Source organism: Sphingomonas morindae (genome assembly GCF_023822065.1).
In the GTDB taxonomy this organism is placed as follows: Bacteria; Pseudomonadota; Alphaproteobacteria; order Sphingomonadales; family Sphingomonadaceae; genus Solisphingomonas; species Solisphingomonas morindae.
In genome coordinates this window covers 1979269-1994672 of the sequence record NZ_CP084930.1, presented here as the reverse complement: position 1 = coordinate 1994672, position 15404 = coordinate 1979269, and the positions used below count along the sequence as shown (strand labels likewise).

Genomic DNA, 15404 nt, shown 5'->3' with positions numbered 1-15404 from the left:
AAAGGTATGTTGCTTGCGGCAGGAAGGATTCGGCGTGGAAATTTTTCGCAATCGACAGTGGCTCGTCACGGACACCATGGTTGAACGAGCTGACGGAGGCTGGGAATACTTTTTTACAATCGACCGCGTTTTTGAGATCAACTCCCATAGAGGAGGCAGGCCGCAGTATGATTGGCCTGTCCACATGGCCGAGAAGGCCTGGGTTGATGTCGACGCTTTTAACGAGGCCTTCGAGAAAGCCTTACGTTATCAATCAGCTGCCACGGGCAAGCCCGTTGATGAAGAAATGCTGTCTCTGTCACTCCACGCGGCACGGCAGCTTGAAACGGAGCGTTCGGCTTACCGGGCGAGGCGATCGGATTAACGAGCGGCACCTTCTTGACGATAGACCCGGGTCCATATAGAAGTTCTCACCATGTTCTAGAGGAGCGCCCGGGCCACATCGCCCGTGGCGCTCTTTTTCGTTCTGCTCAGGGGGAAATCATGACGACGGTGCGTGAGCGCATCGCGAGCCGCGCTGTCGAGCTCGCGAAACTGATCCGCTCGACCAACCCGACTGACCGCGAGCGTGCGGCCACGGAGCTTGAGCGCATCGCCGGCGTCACCGTCTAAGCTGCCGCAGGGAGAAGCGTCATGGGCCAGCACCGTCCGCGCCTCTCCGCCACTCAGCCCGTGCTGCCCGCCGGCTATGACGGATCGCTGCGCCGCGTCGCCGCCCAACTGCGCGAGGGAGCGGCGGACCTGCGCAGCGGCTCGCTCTCCCGCCACCCGGCCGACCATCACCACGCCCGCATCGATGCCGAGCGCCTGATGCTCCGCCTCGCCGAGCGCCTGGAGGCACTCGCGTGAGCCGCCGCGCCCTGCCCGACTTCGTCTTCTGGCTCTTCCTGTCGGTCGCACCGGGCGGCGCGGTGTTGCTGCTCCTCCAGCGCTGAGGGAGGGCCGGCCGGTGGATGCCGGTCCCCCCCCCCCCGGCCTTGGGTCCTTCCCCGGGCGCGGCCAATACGGGGGGCAAAGGCGCGACGGTCCGCTAGCTACAGCATTTTTTCGCACTTCATCATCATGGGGGGCGAAAACCCATGGATCTGGCGGGTTACAGGCCCACGCTCAATGAAGTGGCCGCCCTTTTCGGCAAGTCGAGCCGCTGGATCTCGGATTTGCGCGCCAGCGGCGAGATGCCGGCCGATGGTGCCAGCCTCGCCGACTTCGTAGCCGCCTGGGGCAGCTATTGCGGCGCGCGCGCCGGCGGCGCTGGCGGCAAATCGATCGATCTGCACAAGGCGCGGCTCGCGGCGGAGAAGGCCGACGAGGCGGCCATGAAGAATGCCCAGCGGCGGCGTGAATTGCTGCCGCGCGCCCTGGTGACGCATGCGGTTCAGGGCGCTTTCGCCCGCGTGCGCTCGAAGCTGCTGGCGCTGCCGGCCAAGAGCGCGCCGGCGATCGCCTCGATGAAGTCGGCCGTCGCGATCCAGGAGAAGCTGACGGAGCTCGTGCATGAAGCGCTCGCCGAGCTCGCGCGCACCGACGTCGAAATCACCGGCGCCGCCACCGATGCCGCACCTGGTGACGAGCCCGGAGATGGCGGAGACGGCGGCGGAGTGGTGGCCGGTGTTCGCGCCGCCGCCCCGGCTGACGGTGAGCCAGTGGGCCGACCAGAACCGGATGCTCAGCCCGGAGGCAAGCGCAGAGCCCGGAAAGTGGGACACAAAGCGGGCTGAGTTTCAGCGCGGCATCATGGACGCGATCGCCGATCCGGCGATCGAGGAAGTGGTGGTGATGAAGTCCGCCCAGGTGGGCTGGACCGAGATCATCAACAATACGGTCGGCTATTTCGTCGACCAGGATCCGGCGCCGGTCATGGTGCTGCAGCCGACGCTGGAGATGGCGGAGGCCTGGTCGACCGACCGGCTTGCGCCGATGGTGCGCGACACGCCGTGCCTCAAGGCTCGGATTGCGGACCCCAAGTCGCGGGACAGCGGCAACAAGCTGCTCCAGAAGCGCTTTCCGGGCGGCCAGCTGGTGATGGTGGGCGCGAACAGCCCCTCGTCGCTCGCGTCGCGGCCAATCCGGGTGGTGCTCGCCGACGAGGTGGACCGCTATCCGGCGTCTGCCGGCCAGGAAGGCGACCCGCTCGAGCTCGCCTACAAGCGCACGACCACCTTCTGGAACCGGCGCAAGCTGTCCGGCTCCACGCCGACGATCGCCGGCGCCAGCCGCATCGAGGCGAAGTTCCTCGAATCGGACCAGCGCTACTATTTCGTGCCCTGCGGCGAGTGCGGCACCTTTCAGGCGCTGCGCTGGGAGCAGGTGAAGTGGGAGAAGACCGCCGCCGGCGGCCACCTGCCCGAAACGGCCTGGTACGAGTGCGGGCATTGCGCGGCGAAGTGGGACGATAGCGACCGATGCGCGGCGGTGCTGCTCGGCAAGTGGCGCGCGACCGCGCCGTTCAACGGCATCGCCGGCTTCCACATCTGGGAAGCCTATTCGGCCTGGGTGAAGCTCGCCACGACGGTGAAGAACTTCCTCGAGGCGAGGAAGAAGCCCGACACCTACAAGGTCTGGACCAACACCGCGCTCGGCCTGCCCTGGGTCGAGAAGGGTGAGGCGCCCGACTGGCAGCGGCTCTACGAACGGCGATCGCAGGAGCTGCGCTTGGGCGAGCCTCCGGAATGGGTCGGCCGGATCACGGTCGGCGCCGACGTCCAGCGCGTGCCGCCGCGCATCGAGGCCTCGGTCTGGGGCTGGGGCGAGGGCCTGCGCAGCGTGCTCATCGACCACCGCGTCTTCCATGGCGATCCGGCGGTCGAGGATGTCTGGAAGCAAATGGACGCCTTCCTTCAGGAGGAATGGGAGACGCCGAGCGGCCGCCGCCTGCGCATGTCGAAGCTGGCGATCGACACCGGCGACGGCCAGTCGACGACGCACGTCTATGGCTGGGCCCGCCGCCACCCCCGCGAGGTGATGGCGATCAAGGGCGTCGGCAGCTTCAATGCCTCGGTGCCGGTGATGGGGCCGACCTGGGCGGACCTGACGGTGCGCGGCCGCAAGGTCGAGCGCGGCGTGCAGCTGTGGACGATCGCGGTCTCGATCTTCAAGTCGGAGACCTACCACTGGCTGAAGCTTGACCAGCCGCTGGACGGCCAACCGCATCCGCCGGGCTACATCCACCTGCCGATGGGTGTGGACGCCGAATGGTTGCAGCAGCTCGTCGCCGAGCAGCTGATCACGGTGAAGAACAAGCGGACCGGCTTCTCTCGCCAGGAATGGCAGAAGACCAGGGACCGCAACGAGGCGATCGACTGCCGCGTCTATGCGCGCGCCGCCGCTTATTCGATAGGGCTCGACCGCTGGTCGGCAAAGCAATGGGCCCGAGCGAGCGGCCAGGTGCTCCGCCGGGCCGAGGTGCCCGCCGACGCGGCGCCGGCGGTCGAGCCGACCACGCAGCAGAGCTCACCTGATCCGGACGCCGCACCTTCGTCGCCGACGACCAAGCGCGCGCGCGCCGTCAATCCGCTCACCGGCCGCTCGCGCGGCTCGTTTCTGAAGAGGAGGTGAGGCCATGGCCTACCAGGCGAGCGACCTCCAGAAGATCCAGGATTGCATCGCCTCCGGCGTCTTGGAGACGCGGTTCGCGGATGGCCGTTCGGTGAAATACCAGACGCTGGACCAGCTGCTCGCGGCCGAGCGCGTGATCAAAGCCGATCTCGCCGCCCAGGCACGCGCCGCGCGCGGAGCGACCGCCCGCAAGCTTGCCTCCTACAGCAGCGGCTTCGGCGGCGGCTTTGGTCGGCCGGACCGCTGCTGATGCGCTTCCGCGACCTGTTCCGGCGCGGCCGCGCCGCGCCGCCGTCTGCCAGCCCCGCGTCTGCTCCACGGCAGCGCGTCCGGCGCGGTGGGGCCGCCGCGCAGTATGAGGGCGCATCCTACAGCCGCCGGACTGCCGGCTGGCGCCGCTCGGGGCGCGATCCGAACGCCGAGCTCACGCCGCAGGTGATGCTCGCGCTTCGCGGCATCGCCCGCGACATGGTCCGGAACAACCCCTATGCGGCGCGCGGCCAGAACAAATGGGCCGATTACTTGGTCGGCGCCGGCATCACCTTCCAGGTCTACCGCAACGGCAAGGTAGACAAGGATCTGACGGCGCTCGCCCGGCGCCATTTCGACAGCACGGCCTGCGATCCGCTCGGCAAGTCCAACCTCTACGGCCTCCAGCTGCAGGCGGCCAAGACGCTGGTGACGGCGGGCGGCGTGTTGCAGCGTCGCCGGTGGCGGCGGGGCTCGGACGGCCTGCCGGTGCCATTCCAGATCCAGGTGCTCGAGCCCGATTACATCAACATGAGCCTTTCCGGCCCGTCGCAGGGCGGCGGCTCGCGCATCCAGGGCATCGAGCTCGACCAGATCGGCCGCCTGGCCGGCTACTGGCTCTATTCCGGCCATCCGGGTGCGGTGCTGCCGAGCGGCCTCGACACGCGGCTGATCGCCGCCAGCGAGATCGCCTATTGCTACCAGGGCGATCGGCCGGAGGCGCTGCACGGCGCCACCTGGTTCGCGCCCGTCATCGTCCGGATCAAGGATTTCGGCGATTACGAGGACGCCCAGCTCGTCCGGCAGAAGATCGCCAGCTGCTACACCGTCTTCAAGATCGGTGATGGGTCGGGCGATGACGAAGAGCTCGACGATCCGATCGAGGCTCTCGAGCCCGGCATCATCGAGACGGTGGCGCCCGGCACCGACATCAAATTCGCCTCACCACCCGGCGTCGACGGCTACGAGCCCTATTCGCGCGTCTCGCTGCAGGCGATCTCGGCCGGCCTCGGCATGCCTTACGAGATCCTGACGGGCGACGTCTCCAAGGTAAGCTTCATCTCCGGCCGGCTTTCGCGGCTCGACTTCAAGGTCGCGGTCGAAACCATCCAGTGGACGATCCTCATCCCGCAGCTGTGCGAGCCGGTCGGCCGCTGGTTCCTCGAGGCGGCAGCACTCCAGGGCGTGGACGTGGACGGCGCCTCGTTCGTCTGGACGCCGCCCCGCTTCCCGATGATGTCGCCCGAGACCGAGATCCCGGCGGTGCGCGATGCGATCCGCTCCGGCCAGCAGACCATTTCCGGCGCCGCGCGCGAGCGCGGCCAGGATCCGGACGTCTTCCTCGAGGAGTGGGCGGCGGACGCCAAGCGCCTCGATGACCTTGGGCTGATCTTCGACAGCGATCCGCGGCACGTGACGGCCGTCGGCAACCCGGTCGCCGCGCTCACGCCCGACCAGATGGACAAGCGAGGCGAGTAATGGCGGAAATCCTGATCTACGGCATCGTCGGCGACGACTGGGACGGGCTCGACGCGCAGTCGATCGTGCTCGCCCTCGGCCAGAGCGATGGCGACCTCGACGTGCGGATCAACAGCCCCGGCGGCTACGTCATGGAGGGGCTGGCGATCGTCAATGCGCTCAATCGCGAGAAGGCGAAGGGGCGCAAGGTCACGACGCACATCGACGGCCTGGCCGCATCGATGGCTTCGGTGATCGCCATGGTCGGCGACGAGATCGTCATGGCCGACAACGCGCTGATGATGATCCACAACCCGTGGGACTGCGCCTGCGGTGATGCGAACGAGCTTCGCGCGGCCGCCGACCAGCTCGACCGGATCCGCGACCAGCTGGTCGGCATCTATGCGAAGCAAACCGGGCTTTCGGCCGAGGATCTGATCCCGCTGCTCGACGCCGAAACGTGGATGACCGCCGAACAGGCGCTCGAGCAGAATTTTTGCACGGCGATCAGCCCGGCGGCCACCGCTGCCGCCTCGTTCGTGAAGCCATTCGGGTTCCGCAAGGCCCCCGATAGCCCGCTCATCTCCCCCGTGGCGATGGCGCGCGCCCAGAGGACGGCTCCGGCCGCTCCGCCCAACCAGGAGAACCCCATGTCCGGTCAGAACCAGGGCGGCGGCACCGTGACGCCGCCCGCCACCTCCGTCATCGCCATCACCGCCGCCGACGTCCAGGCCGCCGTCGCGGCCGAGCGCACCCGCGTGTCCGAGATCCGCGCCCTCGGCGTCAAGCACAAGATCGAGGCGAGCGTCATCGACGGCCTGATCTCCAGCGACACCTCGGTCGCCAGCGCGCGCGAGAAGATCCTCGATGCGCTGTCCGAGCGTTCCGACACCGCCAATATCGGCCACAACGCCATCACCATCACCGCCGATGCGCGGGACAAGTGGCTCGATGGCGCCGCCAACTGGCTGATGGTGCGCGCCGGCGTCGCCGGCATCGTCGCCAAGGCCGCGGCCGCGCGCGGCGAGACGCTCAAGATCGACGCGGGCGAGTTCCGCGGCGTCTCCTGCGTGGATCTGGCGCGGGAATCGCTGCTGAACGCCGGCGTTCGCATGGCGGCGCGTGATCCCAAGATCATCGTCGGCAAGGCAATGACCGCGCGCAACGAGATCACCCAGACCACGGGCGACTTCGGCGTGCTGCTCGAGAACGTCCTGCACAAGGTGCTGCAGGCGGCCTATGCCACCACCACCGACACCTGGTCGCGCGTCTGCGGCATCGGAACGATCAACGACTTCCGCCCGCATAACCGCTATCTGCGCGGCACCTTCGGGGCGCTCGACAACCTCAACGAGGCGGGCGAGTTCCGCAACAAGGCCATCCCCGACGGCGCCAAGGAGCAGATCACCGGCAAGACCAAGGGCAACATCATCGCCCTGTCGCGCCAGGCGATCATCAACGACGATTTGGGCGTCTTCTCCGGCCTCACCGTCGATATCGGCCGCGCCGCCAAGCTCACCATCGAGGTGGACTTCTACACGCTGCTCGGGCTGAACAACGGCCTCGGCCCCATCATGAACGACGGCAAGACGCTGTTCCACGCGGATCACGCCAACATCCTCGCCGGCGCGGCTCCCTCGGTCGTGGCCTTCGACGCCTGCCGCGTCGCCATGGCGCGTCAGAAGGATATCTCGGGCAACGAGTTCCTGGACATCCGGCCGGCCGCCTGGCTGGGCCCGATCGAGCTCGGCGGCACCGTCCGCACGATCAACGACGCGCTCTACGACCCCGACACCGTGAACAAGCTCCAGAAGCCGAACATGGTCCGCGGGCTCTTCGCCGACATCGTCGACACGCCGCGCCTCACCGGCGCGCCCTGGTACGCCTTCGCCGACAAGGACACGGCGCCCGCGATCGAGGTGGCGTTCCTCGACGGCGTCCAGGAGCCGTTCCTCGAAAGCGAGGAAGGCTGGCGGGTCGATGGCACCGAGTGGAAGGTGCGCCTCGACTACGCGATCGGCGGCGTCAACTACCGCTCGGCCTCGCGCAACCCCGGCGCCTGAGCCGATCCCAACAACCCTGACGCTTGACGCGGGCGGCGATCGAGCCGCCCGCCGTCTTTCGGGAGACCACCCATGAACAATTTTCGTCATCCTGGCGACGTCTGCACGTTCGCAGCGCCCTATGCGGTCGCTTCCGGCGGCGGCTTCCTCGTGGGCGCGCTGTTCGCGGTCGCGCTGATCGCCGCCGCGCCCAACGCGCCGGTGGAGGGCCGCGTCACCGGCGTCGTCGTCCTGCCGAAGGCCGCTGGCGCCGTCACCCCGGGCCAGAAGCTCTACTGGGACGATGGCGCCAAGGTCGTGACCACGACCGCGCAGGGTAACACGCTGATCGGCGCCGCGCTCTCGACCCAGGCTGCCGGCGACCCGAACGTCACCGTGCGGCTCAACGGCACCGTCACCGCCTGATCCTGAGACCCGCGGCGGCGCTGCGGCGCCGCCGCAACCCGGAGCGGACATGAACAAGATCCTCCTCCACGCCGCCACGGTGCGGAACGACGGCCGCTACGTCGACGCCGGCGAGACGCTCGTCATCGGCGACGCCGGCGACCAGATCGATGCGTCGCGCGCGGATGCGCTCGTCGATCGGGGTCTCGCTGCCGACGCGACCGTCGAAGAATGATCGACTGGGGGGCCGGCCTGGCGGCCATCGACGCGGCATTCGCCGAGCCGGTCTCCTATTCCGGTGCCGGCCTCGCCGCGGGCGCGCCACCGATCGCGGTCATCTGGTCGGACGTGGCCGGGCAGCCCGGCGACAACGGCCGCTCAACCACTCGCGTGATCAGCTGCGAGATCCGCAAGGAGCTGCTCCCGGCGCGGCCGGGCAAGAGCGATCGCCTGACGCGCGCCGGCGTCACCTGGAGCCCGATCGAGGTCGTTGACCGCGACGATCTGGGCCGATGGCAGATCACGCTCGAGCGCGCGCGATGACGCCGCTTCGCGAGCAGATCTGGGCCGAGATCGAGCGCCGCCTGGGCGCGATCGACGGCGTCGCGGAAGTCGAGCGCGAGCCCTCGGCCGAGCCCATCAGTTTCAACGCGCTGCACCTGGAGGATGCCGGGCAGCGCACCATCGACGGCAGCGCCGGCGCCACCTGGTACCAACTCGCCGTCACCATCCGCGGCTATGTCGAAGGCGGCGCCGGTGCCGAGGCGCATGCCGCGCTCAACCAGCTCCATGCCGACACGGTCGCGGCGCTCATGGCCGACGAGCCGCCGCTCGGCGGCCTCGCCGAGACGATCGACGAGGGCGCGATGCAGGTCCAGGTCGCCACGGCCGCCTCAGAGCGCCGCCTCATGTTCCTGCTCGACCTTGAGCTCACCTTCGCAACCCGCCGCGGCAATCCCGCACAGCCCGCCTGAGGAGGCACCTATGGATCCGACCATTCGACCCGCCAATGTGGCGGTGCTGTTCAAGCTGCAGCCCGACGAGAACACGCCGGTCGTGCCCGACCCGACCGCCGACGCGATCCCGGTCGAGGCCGATTCGATCTCCTACAACTCGCCCTGGACGCAGGAAGCGTCCAACGAGGCGACCGGCTCGCTCGTCGCCGGCGCGCCGCTGATCATCGGCCAGGCCGCCACCTTCTCGTTCAAGTCGCGGATCAAGGGCGCGGGCGCCGGCGCGGTCTATTCGGCGATCGTGAAGCCGCCGCTTCATCAGGCGTTCCAGGCCTGCGGGTGGAAGGGCCTCTTTTCGGCGGCGATTGCCGGTGCTGCCGCCACCGCCGGCACCGCCACCTCGGTCACGCTTCCGGCGGCCTTTGCGGGCGCGTCGCGCGCGGTGATCGGCATGCTGCTGGCGATCTCCGCCGGCACCGGCGCCGGCGCCACCCCGGCGGTGGTCGAATATACCGCCGCCCGCGTCGCGACGCTCGGCGAGGCCTATAACCCGGCGCTCGATGCCACCAGCGTGGTCGGCATGCCTGCCAACTGGACCTATGCGCAGACGAGCCCGAGCGACCAGGCCTCGCGCCTCACCGATCAGCCGGCGGGCACCTGCTACATCTACGAGGACGGCACCCTCCTGATGTTCACTGCGTGCCGCGGCACGCTGTCGCTCGATGGCCAGAACGCCCGGCCGGGCTATGGCACCTTCAGCTTCACCGGCATCTACCAGGGCAAGGTGGACGCGCCGATCCCGGCCAATCTCGCGATCGCCAACCATTCGGCGCCGACGCTGGTCCAGGGCCAGGCCTCCTCGCTGGCGGCCGTGCTGAACCGCCGCGCGCTCACCATCTCGACCTGGTCGCTCGACCCGGGATCGCAGATCGAGAATGTCGACGATCCCAACACGCCCTTCGGCTTCGGCGCCGGCCAGATCGTCGACCGCGTGCCGGTGCTCAAGGTCGATCCGCTCGCCACCCTCGTCGCCAACCGCAACACCATCGCCGACATCGGCAATGGCGTGACGATGCCGGCGGTGCTCCGCCATGGCTCGGTCGCCGGCAACCGCTGGGCGCTCATCGCGCCGCTCGCGCAGCCGACGGCAGCCGACCCGGGCACGCGCGGCAAGCTGCGGTCCGAGCAAATGAGCCTCCAGTGCCGCTCGCTCGGCAAGGACGCGATCGGCCGCGACACCGACCGCATCCTCTGCTTCTCCTGATCGGAGCCGTCCCATGCTTTCCACCAAGGATGCGCAGCGGCACACGCCGGCCTGGCTCTCCGGCGACCAGGCGCCCGTCTTCCTGGTCCGCTGCGGCTCGGTGATCGAGCGGGGCCAGATCGAGGCCGAGCTCACCGCCGAGCACCGCGCGGGCCGCGTCTTCGCCTTCGAGCTCCTCGCCGCCTTCCGCGCAGGCGTGCTGGCGCTGGCCGAGCCTGAGGATCGCGACCAGCTGATCGCGATTGCCGACGCCGAGGCGGCGCTCGAGGGCGGCGAGCAGCTGCCGGCCGCCGAGGCCAAGCTCCTGATGGAGGCCAAGACCGCGCTCGCCGAGCACTGGCCCGACTATCGGGATCTCGTCGCGCGCATGGCGCGCCGGCGCGAGATCGCGCCGATCGTCGCGCTCCGGCGCTTCCTGGTCGGCTGGGAGAATATCCCGACGCCGTTCGCGCTCGGCCCCGACGGCCGCGTGCCGCTCGAGCTCCTCGCGTGGCTTGACCCGCTCGAGATGCTGTCGGCCGGAAACTTCGCCTATGGCCTGCTCTATCCGGGCGAGCTGGAGGGAAACTCGCCGCCGCTCTCGCCGTCCGACGAGAGCCCGCGGCCTTCGCCTTCGGACGAACCGTCGAAGGCGGCTGGGAAATCGCGGGCACGAAGTGGGCGGAAAACCCGCGCCTGACGCTGCCCGCCTGGATCTGGGGCGTCGTCGACCTGTGGCTCATGTGCCGGCGCTATGCCGGCCCGCTCACCGGCACGCCGCTCCCGACCACGGGCGCGCCCGGCGATCAGCCGGCGGCGCTGATGGACGCCTTCGCCATGCTCGACCGGATCGTGGCGGAGGAGAAGCCGGATGGCGGTAGCTGATCGGGTCGATGTCGGCCTCGACATCGACTTCGATCCGGTCAGCATCGCCGGCAGCGAGGACGCCGTCGTCCGCAAGGTGCTGCTCGCCGCCTCGCGCGCCGTGCAGCGCGTCACGCGCAACCTTGAGCTCGATCTCGAGGCGGTGACGCGCGCGGCGGTACCGGGCAAGCTGTGGCGGGCCTGGACGAGCGAGATCGCGCCCAAGCCCGGGCTCATCGCGCGCGAGCCGACCGGCTGGGTGCGACTCAACTCTCGCCGCCAGATCGATGGCATGGCGTCGCGCACCTATGGCGCCATGGACTTCTTCAGCTCGCCCGGCACGCTGCGCGGCCGCCGCGGGCAATATCTCGCGATCCCGACGAAGGCCGCCGGCAGCCGTGGCCGCTACCGCAACCTGACGCCGTCGGAATGGGAGCGGATGACGGGCAAGGAATTGCGGCTCGTCACCAGCCAGGAGCGCGGTGGCGCCGGCCGCGCGGGGCTCCTGGTCGCAGACGAGGGCACCACCAATGCACGCACCGGCGCCTTCCGGCCTATCACGCGCGGCCGCACCGCGGCCGACCTCAAGCGCGGCTATCAGCGCGGCGTCCAGACCGTCGTGATCTTCGTCCTCGTCCGCCAGGTCCAGTTCGCGGACACCTTCTCGACCGAGCCGTCGCTGCGCCGCGCCGAGCAGGCGCTCGCGGCCGAGTTCGCGCAGCTCCTCGCAACCCTGGAAGGCAATGATGGCGGCCAATGACATCATCGCGCGCCTCCGGCTCAACGGGCAGAAGTTCACCGAGGACACCCGCGCAACCTTCTCGGCCTTCAGCAAGGATGCGGTCGCGTCCGCCGGGCAGACGCGCACCGCCTTCGACAAGAGCTTCTCGGCCATCCAGCAGATGGCGCGCACCGCGCTCGCAGCGCCGCGCACCGCCGCCGGCGCGCTCGACCTCAATGTGGGCGGCGTGCGGGCGGCTGCGGCCGAGGCGCGCAACACCGCGACCGCGCAGCGCGAGCTCGCGTCGGCCTATGAGCGCGCGGCGGCCGCGTCCGGCGATACCAGCGAGGCCACCCGGCTCGAGGTCACCGCCGCGCGCGCCGCGGCGATCGCCGCCGAGGATCACGCCAGGGCGGTCGAGCAGCAGGCGCGCTCGCTCGGCCTCCTCCAGGCGGAGCTCGGCAAATCGGCCACGGCCATGCGCGGGCTCTATGACGAGCAGATCCGGCTCGCCCAGGCCGAGGTCGCCGCGCGCCAGGTGCGCGAGGCGGCCGACGCGATCGTCACGAGCGGCACGGCGGGCAAGAGCGCGAGCCAGTCCGCCGCCGTCTTCGAGGAACAGGCGCGCGCGGCCGCCGCGCTCGAGCAGCGCGTCACGGCGCTACGCACCCAGATCGATCCGCTCTGGGCGGCGCAGGAGCGCTACAACACCGCCCAGCGCGAGGCCCGCGACCTGATCTCGCAAGGGGCGATCACGCTCGACGATTATGCGCGGCGCGAGGTGCAGCTGCAGGGCGAGCTCGAGGCGACCAGCCAGGCGCTGCGCCGGCAGGGCACCGCCACCCGCGAGGTGAGTGCTGCCGGCAAGCAGTTCGCGGTCCAGAACCTCGGCTTCCAGGTTCAGGACTTCGCGGTCCAGGTGGTCGGCGGCACGAGCGCGCTGCGCGCCTTCGCGCAGCAGTTCCCCCAGGCCGCCGGCAGCCTGACCGGGTTCGGCGGGACGCTCGGGCGCGTCGGGCAGTTCCTGGCCGGCCCTTGGGGCATCGCGCTCACCGTCGCCACCACCGTGGTCGCAGGGCTCGCCGACAAGCTCCTCGAGAGCAAGGATGCGCTCGAGCTCGCCAAGGTCGGCGCCGACGGCCTGGCCGACGCACAGGGCGTGCTCGGCAAGATCTTCGACCTGACCTCGGGCAAGCTCGAGCACCAGAACGAGCTCCTGCGGCTCAATGCGCGGCTCACCGCGATCAACCTGCGCGCGGAGGCCGCCAAGGAGAAGACGGACTCGACCAAGACCTTTGCCTCCGGGCAGCAGGGATCGATCCTGACGCGGATCCTCGACTCCCTCGCGCTGGACGGCCCGGGCGGCGAGACCGCGCTCGGCAAGGTCCGCGGCCGCCGCGACGCCAATGTGCAGGGGATCGGCGACCTGATCCGCTCGGTCCAGGGCGGCTCCACCTCCCTCGAGGCGGCGCTCCAGCAGACCGAGAAGCTCGACTTCACCGGCGTCAAGGTCACCAAGGACCAGCTCCAGCAGGCGATCATCGATTCCGCCTCCTCGACGGTGAAGAAGCAGACGGCCGACGAGATCGACAAGTCGCTCGACACCGGCAGGCTCGACCCGGCGCTGCGGAAGGACGCAAAGCCGAAGAAGCCGAAGTCGCAGGAAGGCCAGATCAAGTTTGCCGAGAGCGCGGCCGAGGAGATCGCTCGCATCAACGCCGAGTGGGATGCGACCCCCAAGCTGATCGACCGGGCTAACCTCGAGACGCTGAAGCTCGACGACCTCATCAAGGATCTCGGCCGCCGGAAGCCGCCCGGCTTCCAGCAGCTGATCGCCGATGCCGAGACCGCGAAGAAGACGATCCAGGAGGGGCTGAGCCGCCCCTATGACGACTTCATCAAGCAGCAGCGCGATGGCTTTGCGGTGCAGGAGCTGCTGGTCCAGGGCCGCACCGCCGAGGCGGACGCGCTGCGCACGGTGCTCTCGCTCGAAAAGCAGGGCGTGCCGCTCACCGACCAGCGGAAGCAGGCGATCCTCGCGACGGCGCAGGCGCTCCAGGCCGAACAGCGCCAGCTCGAGATCAACCGCGAGGCGCTCCAGAAATATTCCAATGCGCTCGGCGACATCCGGAGCGCGGTCCAGGGCGTCTTCACCGACGGCATCGCCGGTGCCAAGGCGCTGCCGCAGCAGCTCGTCGCCGCCTTCTCCAAGCTGCGCGGCGAGGAGATCTTCGACAAGCTGTTCGGCCAGGCCTTCCGCGACTTGCAGGACCAGATCGACGGCACGTCGGTGGTGAAGGATGCGTCCGCCAAGATGGCGGAGGCGATCGCCACCACGCTCGATCCGCTGAAGCAGCTCGGCACCGCCGCCGGCGACGCGAGCAAGCGCCTGGCGGGCACCGCCGCCGGCGGCGCGGACGCGCTGCCGAGCTCGGGCAGCGCCGGCCTCGCCCAGGTGCTGGACAGCTCGGGCAAGGTGGTCGGCAGCTTCGCGGCGCCCGCGGCGCCCGGCGCGGCGGCGAACGACAATCCGATCGTCGTCTCGGGCAACCCAACGCACAGCGCGCTCGGCCTCTTCACCAAGGCGGCCACCAGCCTCGCCAAGGGCGTCGGCATCAGCGACGCCGGCGCGAAGAAGATCGGCTCGTTCGCCGGCAAGGGGATCGAGGGCGCTGCGACCGGCGCCTTCACCAACAGCGTGTTCGCGCCGCTCGCCAAGGGCCTCGGCCTCAAGACCTCGAAGACGGGTGCCGAGATCGGCGGCGCGATCGGGAAGCTCTCCGGCATCCCCGGCGCCGACATCATCGGCTCGATCGCCGGCAGCGTCATCGGCGGCCTGTTCAAGAAGACGCCCAAGGGCGGCTCGACGATCGGCCTCGATCCGACCGGCAATCTCGCAGTGAGCGCCACCTTCGGCAACAACCAGGCGGCCGAGAAGCAATCGGTCGGCGATGCCAAGAACGTGATCGCCGGCATCCAGCAGGTCGCGAGCGCGCTCGGCGCCGAGATCACCGGCTCGCCCGGGATCACGATCGGCACCTATAAGGGCAAGTTCCGCGTCAACACCGAGGGCACCAAGCTCGGCGGATCCTCGAGCCCGGTGGCAGGCCTTACCGACTTCGGCGACGACGAGCAGGCGGCGATCGCGTTCGCAGTCCAGCAGTCGATCTCCAAAGGCGTGATCACCGGCATCAGCCAGGCGTCGGTCAATATCCTGAAGTCGGGCCAGGATCTCCAGACGGCGATCAACAAGGCGCTGCTCATCGAGCAGATCCCGAAGGACCTGAAGTCGATCCTCGATCCGGTCGGCGCCGCGGTCGACGCGCTCAACGACAAGTGGAAGGCGACCAACGAGGCGCTGAAGGAAGGCGGCGCCACGACCGAGCAGCTCGCCCAGGCGCAGCAGCTCTACGCGCTGCAGCTGGACCAGGTGAAGGCGAACACCGCGTCCGCGTCCGCGACGCTGAAGGACTTCCTCCAGGGGCTGAAGGCGGGCTCGGGCTCGCCGCTGTCGCTGCGCGACCAGGAGACGGCCGCCAAGGCCGCGCTCCAACCCTATCTGGACGACATCGCCGCCGGCAAGACGATCAACCAGGGCGCCTACCAGACGGCCGCGCAGTCCTTCCTCGACATCGAGCGCCAGCTCTACGGCTCGACCGACGCCTATTTCGCGCAGTTCGACAAGATCATGGCGGCGACGACCCAGGCGATCGACAAGATCGACAACGCCGCGTCCGTCTATTCTGCGGCCGACGCGGCCGCTGCGAAGACGGCCGATGCCACCTCGGCGATCGCGCAGATCTCGGCTGAGCAGACCGATATCCTGAAGGGGATTCTCAACGCCGTGAGCCCGTCCGCCACCACCAGCTCGAGCTTCGCGTCCGGCTCGGCCTCGCGCAAGTTCGCGGCCTGAT

At 69.4% G+C, this 15404-nt stretch carries 17 protein-coding genes; all 17 read left to right on the top strand.

The features are described 5' to 3' along the window. Positions 1 to 34 precede the first annotated feature (34 nt). Positions 35 to 364, top strand: coding sequence for a hypothetical protein (locus LHA26_RS09780; protein ID WP_252165440.1), 330 nt, complete (start codon positions 35 to 37; stop codon positions 362 to 364). Between the two features lie 119 nt (positions 365 to 483). Continuing rightward, complete coding sequence (locus tag LHA26_RS20050; protein WP_302897966.1) at positions 484 to 612, top strand: hypothetical protein; 129 nt, start codon at positions 484 to 486, stop codon at positions 610 to 612. A gap of 21 nt (positions 613 to 633) precedes the next feature. Continuing rightward, complete coding sequence (locus LHA26_RS09775) at positions 634 to 849, top strand: hypothetical protein (protein WP_252165439.1); 216 nt, start codon at positions 634 to 636, stop codon at positions 847 to 849. A 230-nt stretch (positions 850 to 1079) separates the two neighbouring features. Then, positions 1080 to 1718, top strand: coding sequence for a hypothetical protein (locus tag LHA26_RS09770; protein WP_252165438.1), 639 nt, complete (start codon positions 1080 to 1082; stop codon positions 1716 to 1718). 16 nt (positions 1719 to 1734) lie between these two features. Then, on the top strand, positions 1735 to 3555 hold the full coding sequence (locus tag LHA26_RS09765) for a phage terminase large subunit family protein (protein ID WP_367890713.1): 1821 nt from the start codon (positions 1735 to 1737) through the stop codon (positions 3553 to 3555). A 4-nt stretch (positions 3556 to 3559) separates the two neighbouring features. Next, a complete protein-coding gene (locus tag LHA26_RS09760; RefSeq protein WP_252165437.1) occupies positions 3560 to 3805 on the top strand; it encodes a phage head-tail joining protein in 246 nt (81 codons plus the stop codon). Next, entirely contained in the window at positions 3805 to 5283 is a 1479-nt protein-coding gene (locus LHA26_RS09755) for a phage portal protein (RefSeq protein WP_252165436.1), read from the top strand. Before LHA26_RS09760 ends, LHA26_RS09755 begins: the two co-directional genes overlap by 1 nt. Further along, positions 5283 to 7325, top strand: coding sequence for a ClpP-like prohead protease/major capsid protein fusion protein (locus LHA26_RS09750; protein WP_252165435.1), 2043 nt, complete (start codon positions 5283 to 5285; stop codon positions 7323 to 7325). The genes LHA26_RS09755 and LHA26_RS09750 overlap by 1 nt, the downstream gene beginning before the upstream one ends. A 72-nt stretch (positions 7326 to 7397) precedes the next feature. Next, positions 7398 to 7730 (top strand): DUF2190 family protein, encoded by a 333-nt coding sequence (locus LHA26_RS09745; RefSeq protein WP_252165434.1) that lies wholly within the window; start codon positions 7398 to 7400, stop codon positions 7728 to 7730. 49 nt (positions 7731 to 7779) lie between these two features. Beyond that, positions 7780 to 7944 carry a hypothetical protein gene (locus tag LHA26_RS09740; protein ID WP_252165433.1) on the top strand — a complete coding sequence of 55 codons (165 nt, stop codon included), beginning with the start codon at positions 7780 to 7782 and terminating at the stop codon, positions 7942 to 7944. Next, positions 7941 to 8252, top strand: a complete 312-nt coding sequence (locus LHA26_RS09735; RefSeq protein ID WP_252165432.1) for a head-tail joining protein — start codon at positions 7941 to 7943, stop codon at positions 8250 to 8252. Before LHA26_RS09740 ends, LHA26_RS09735 begins: the two co-directional genes overlap by 4 nt. Continuing rightward, on the top strand, positions 8249 to 8683 hold the full coding sequence (locus LHA26_RS09730) for a hypothetical protein (protein WP_252165431.1): 435 nt from the start codon (positions 8249 to 8251) through the stop codon (positions 8681 to 8683). Before LHA26_RS09735 ends, LHA26_RS09730 begins: the two co-directional genes overlap by 4 nt. Before the next feature lie 10 nt (positions 8684 to 8693). Further along, positions 8694 to 9926 (top strand): hypothetical protein, encoded by a 1233-nt coding sequence (locus LHA26_RS09725; RefSeq protein WP_252165430.1) that lies wholly within the window; start codon positions 8694 to 8696, stop codon positions 9924 to 9926. A 13-nt stretch (positions 9927 to 9939) separates the two neighbouring features. Next, a complete protein-coding gene (locus LHA26_RS09720) occupies positions 9940 to 10605 on the top strand; it encodes a hypothetical protein (RefSeq protein ID WP_252165429.1) in 666 nt (221 codons plus the stop codon). A 41-nt stretch (positions 10606 to 10646) separates the two neighbouring features. After that, positions 10647 to 10790, top strand: a complete 144-nt coding sequence (locus LHA26_RS09715) for a hypothetical protein (protein WP_252165428.1) — start codon at positions 10647 to 10649, stop codon at positions 10788 to 10790. Then, complete coding sequence (locus tag LHA26_RS09710) at positions 10777 to 11529, top strand: DUF6441 family protein (RefSeq protein ID WP_252165427.1); 753 nt, start codon at positions 10777 to 10779, stop codon at positions 11527 to 11529. Before LHA26_RS09715 ends, LHA26_RS09710 begins: the two co-directional genes overlap by 14 nt. After that, complete coding sequence (locus LHA26_RS09705; protein ID WP_252165426.1) at positions 11513 to 15403, top strand: hypothetical protein; 3891 nt, start codon at positions 11513 to 11515, stop codon at positions 15401 to 15403. Before LHA26_RS09710 ends, LHA26_RS09705 begins: the two co-directional genes overlap by 17 nt. Position 15404 lies beyond the last annotated feature (1 nt).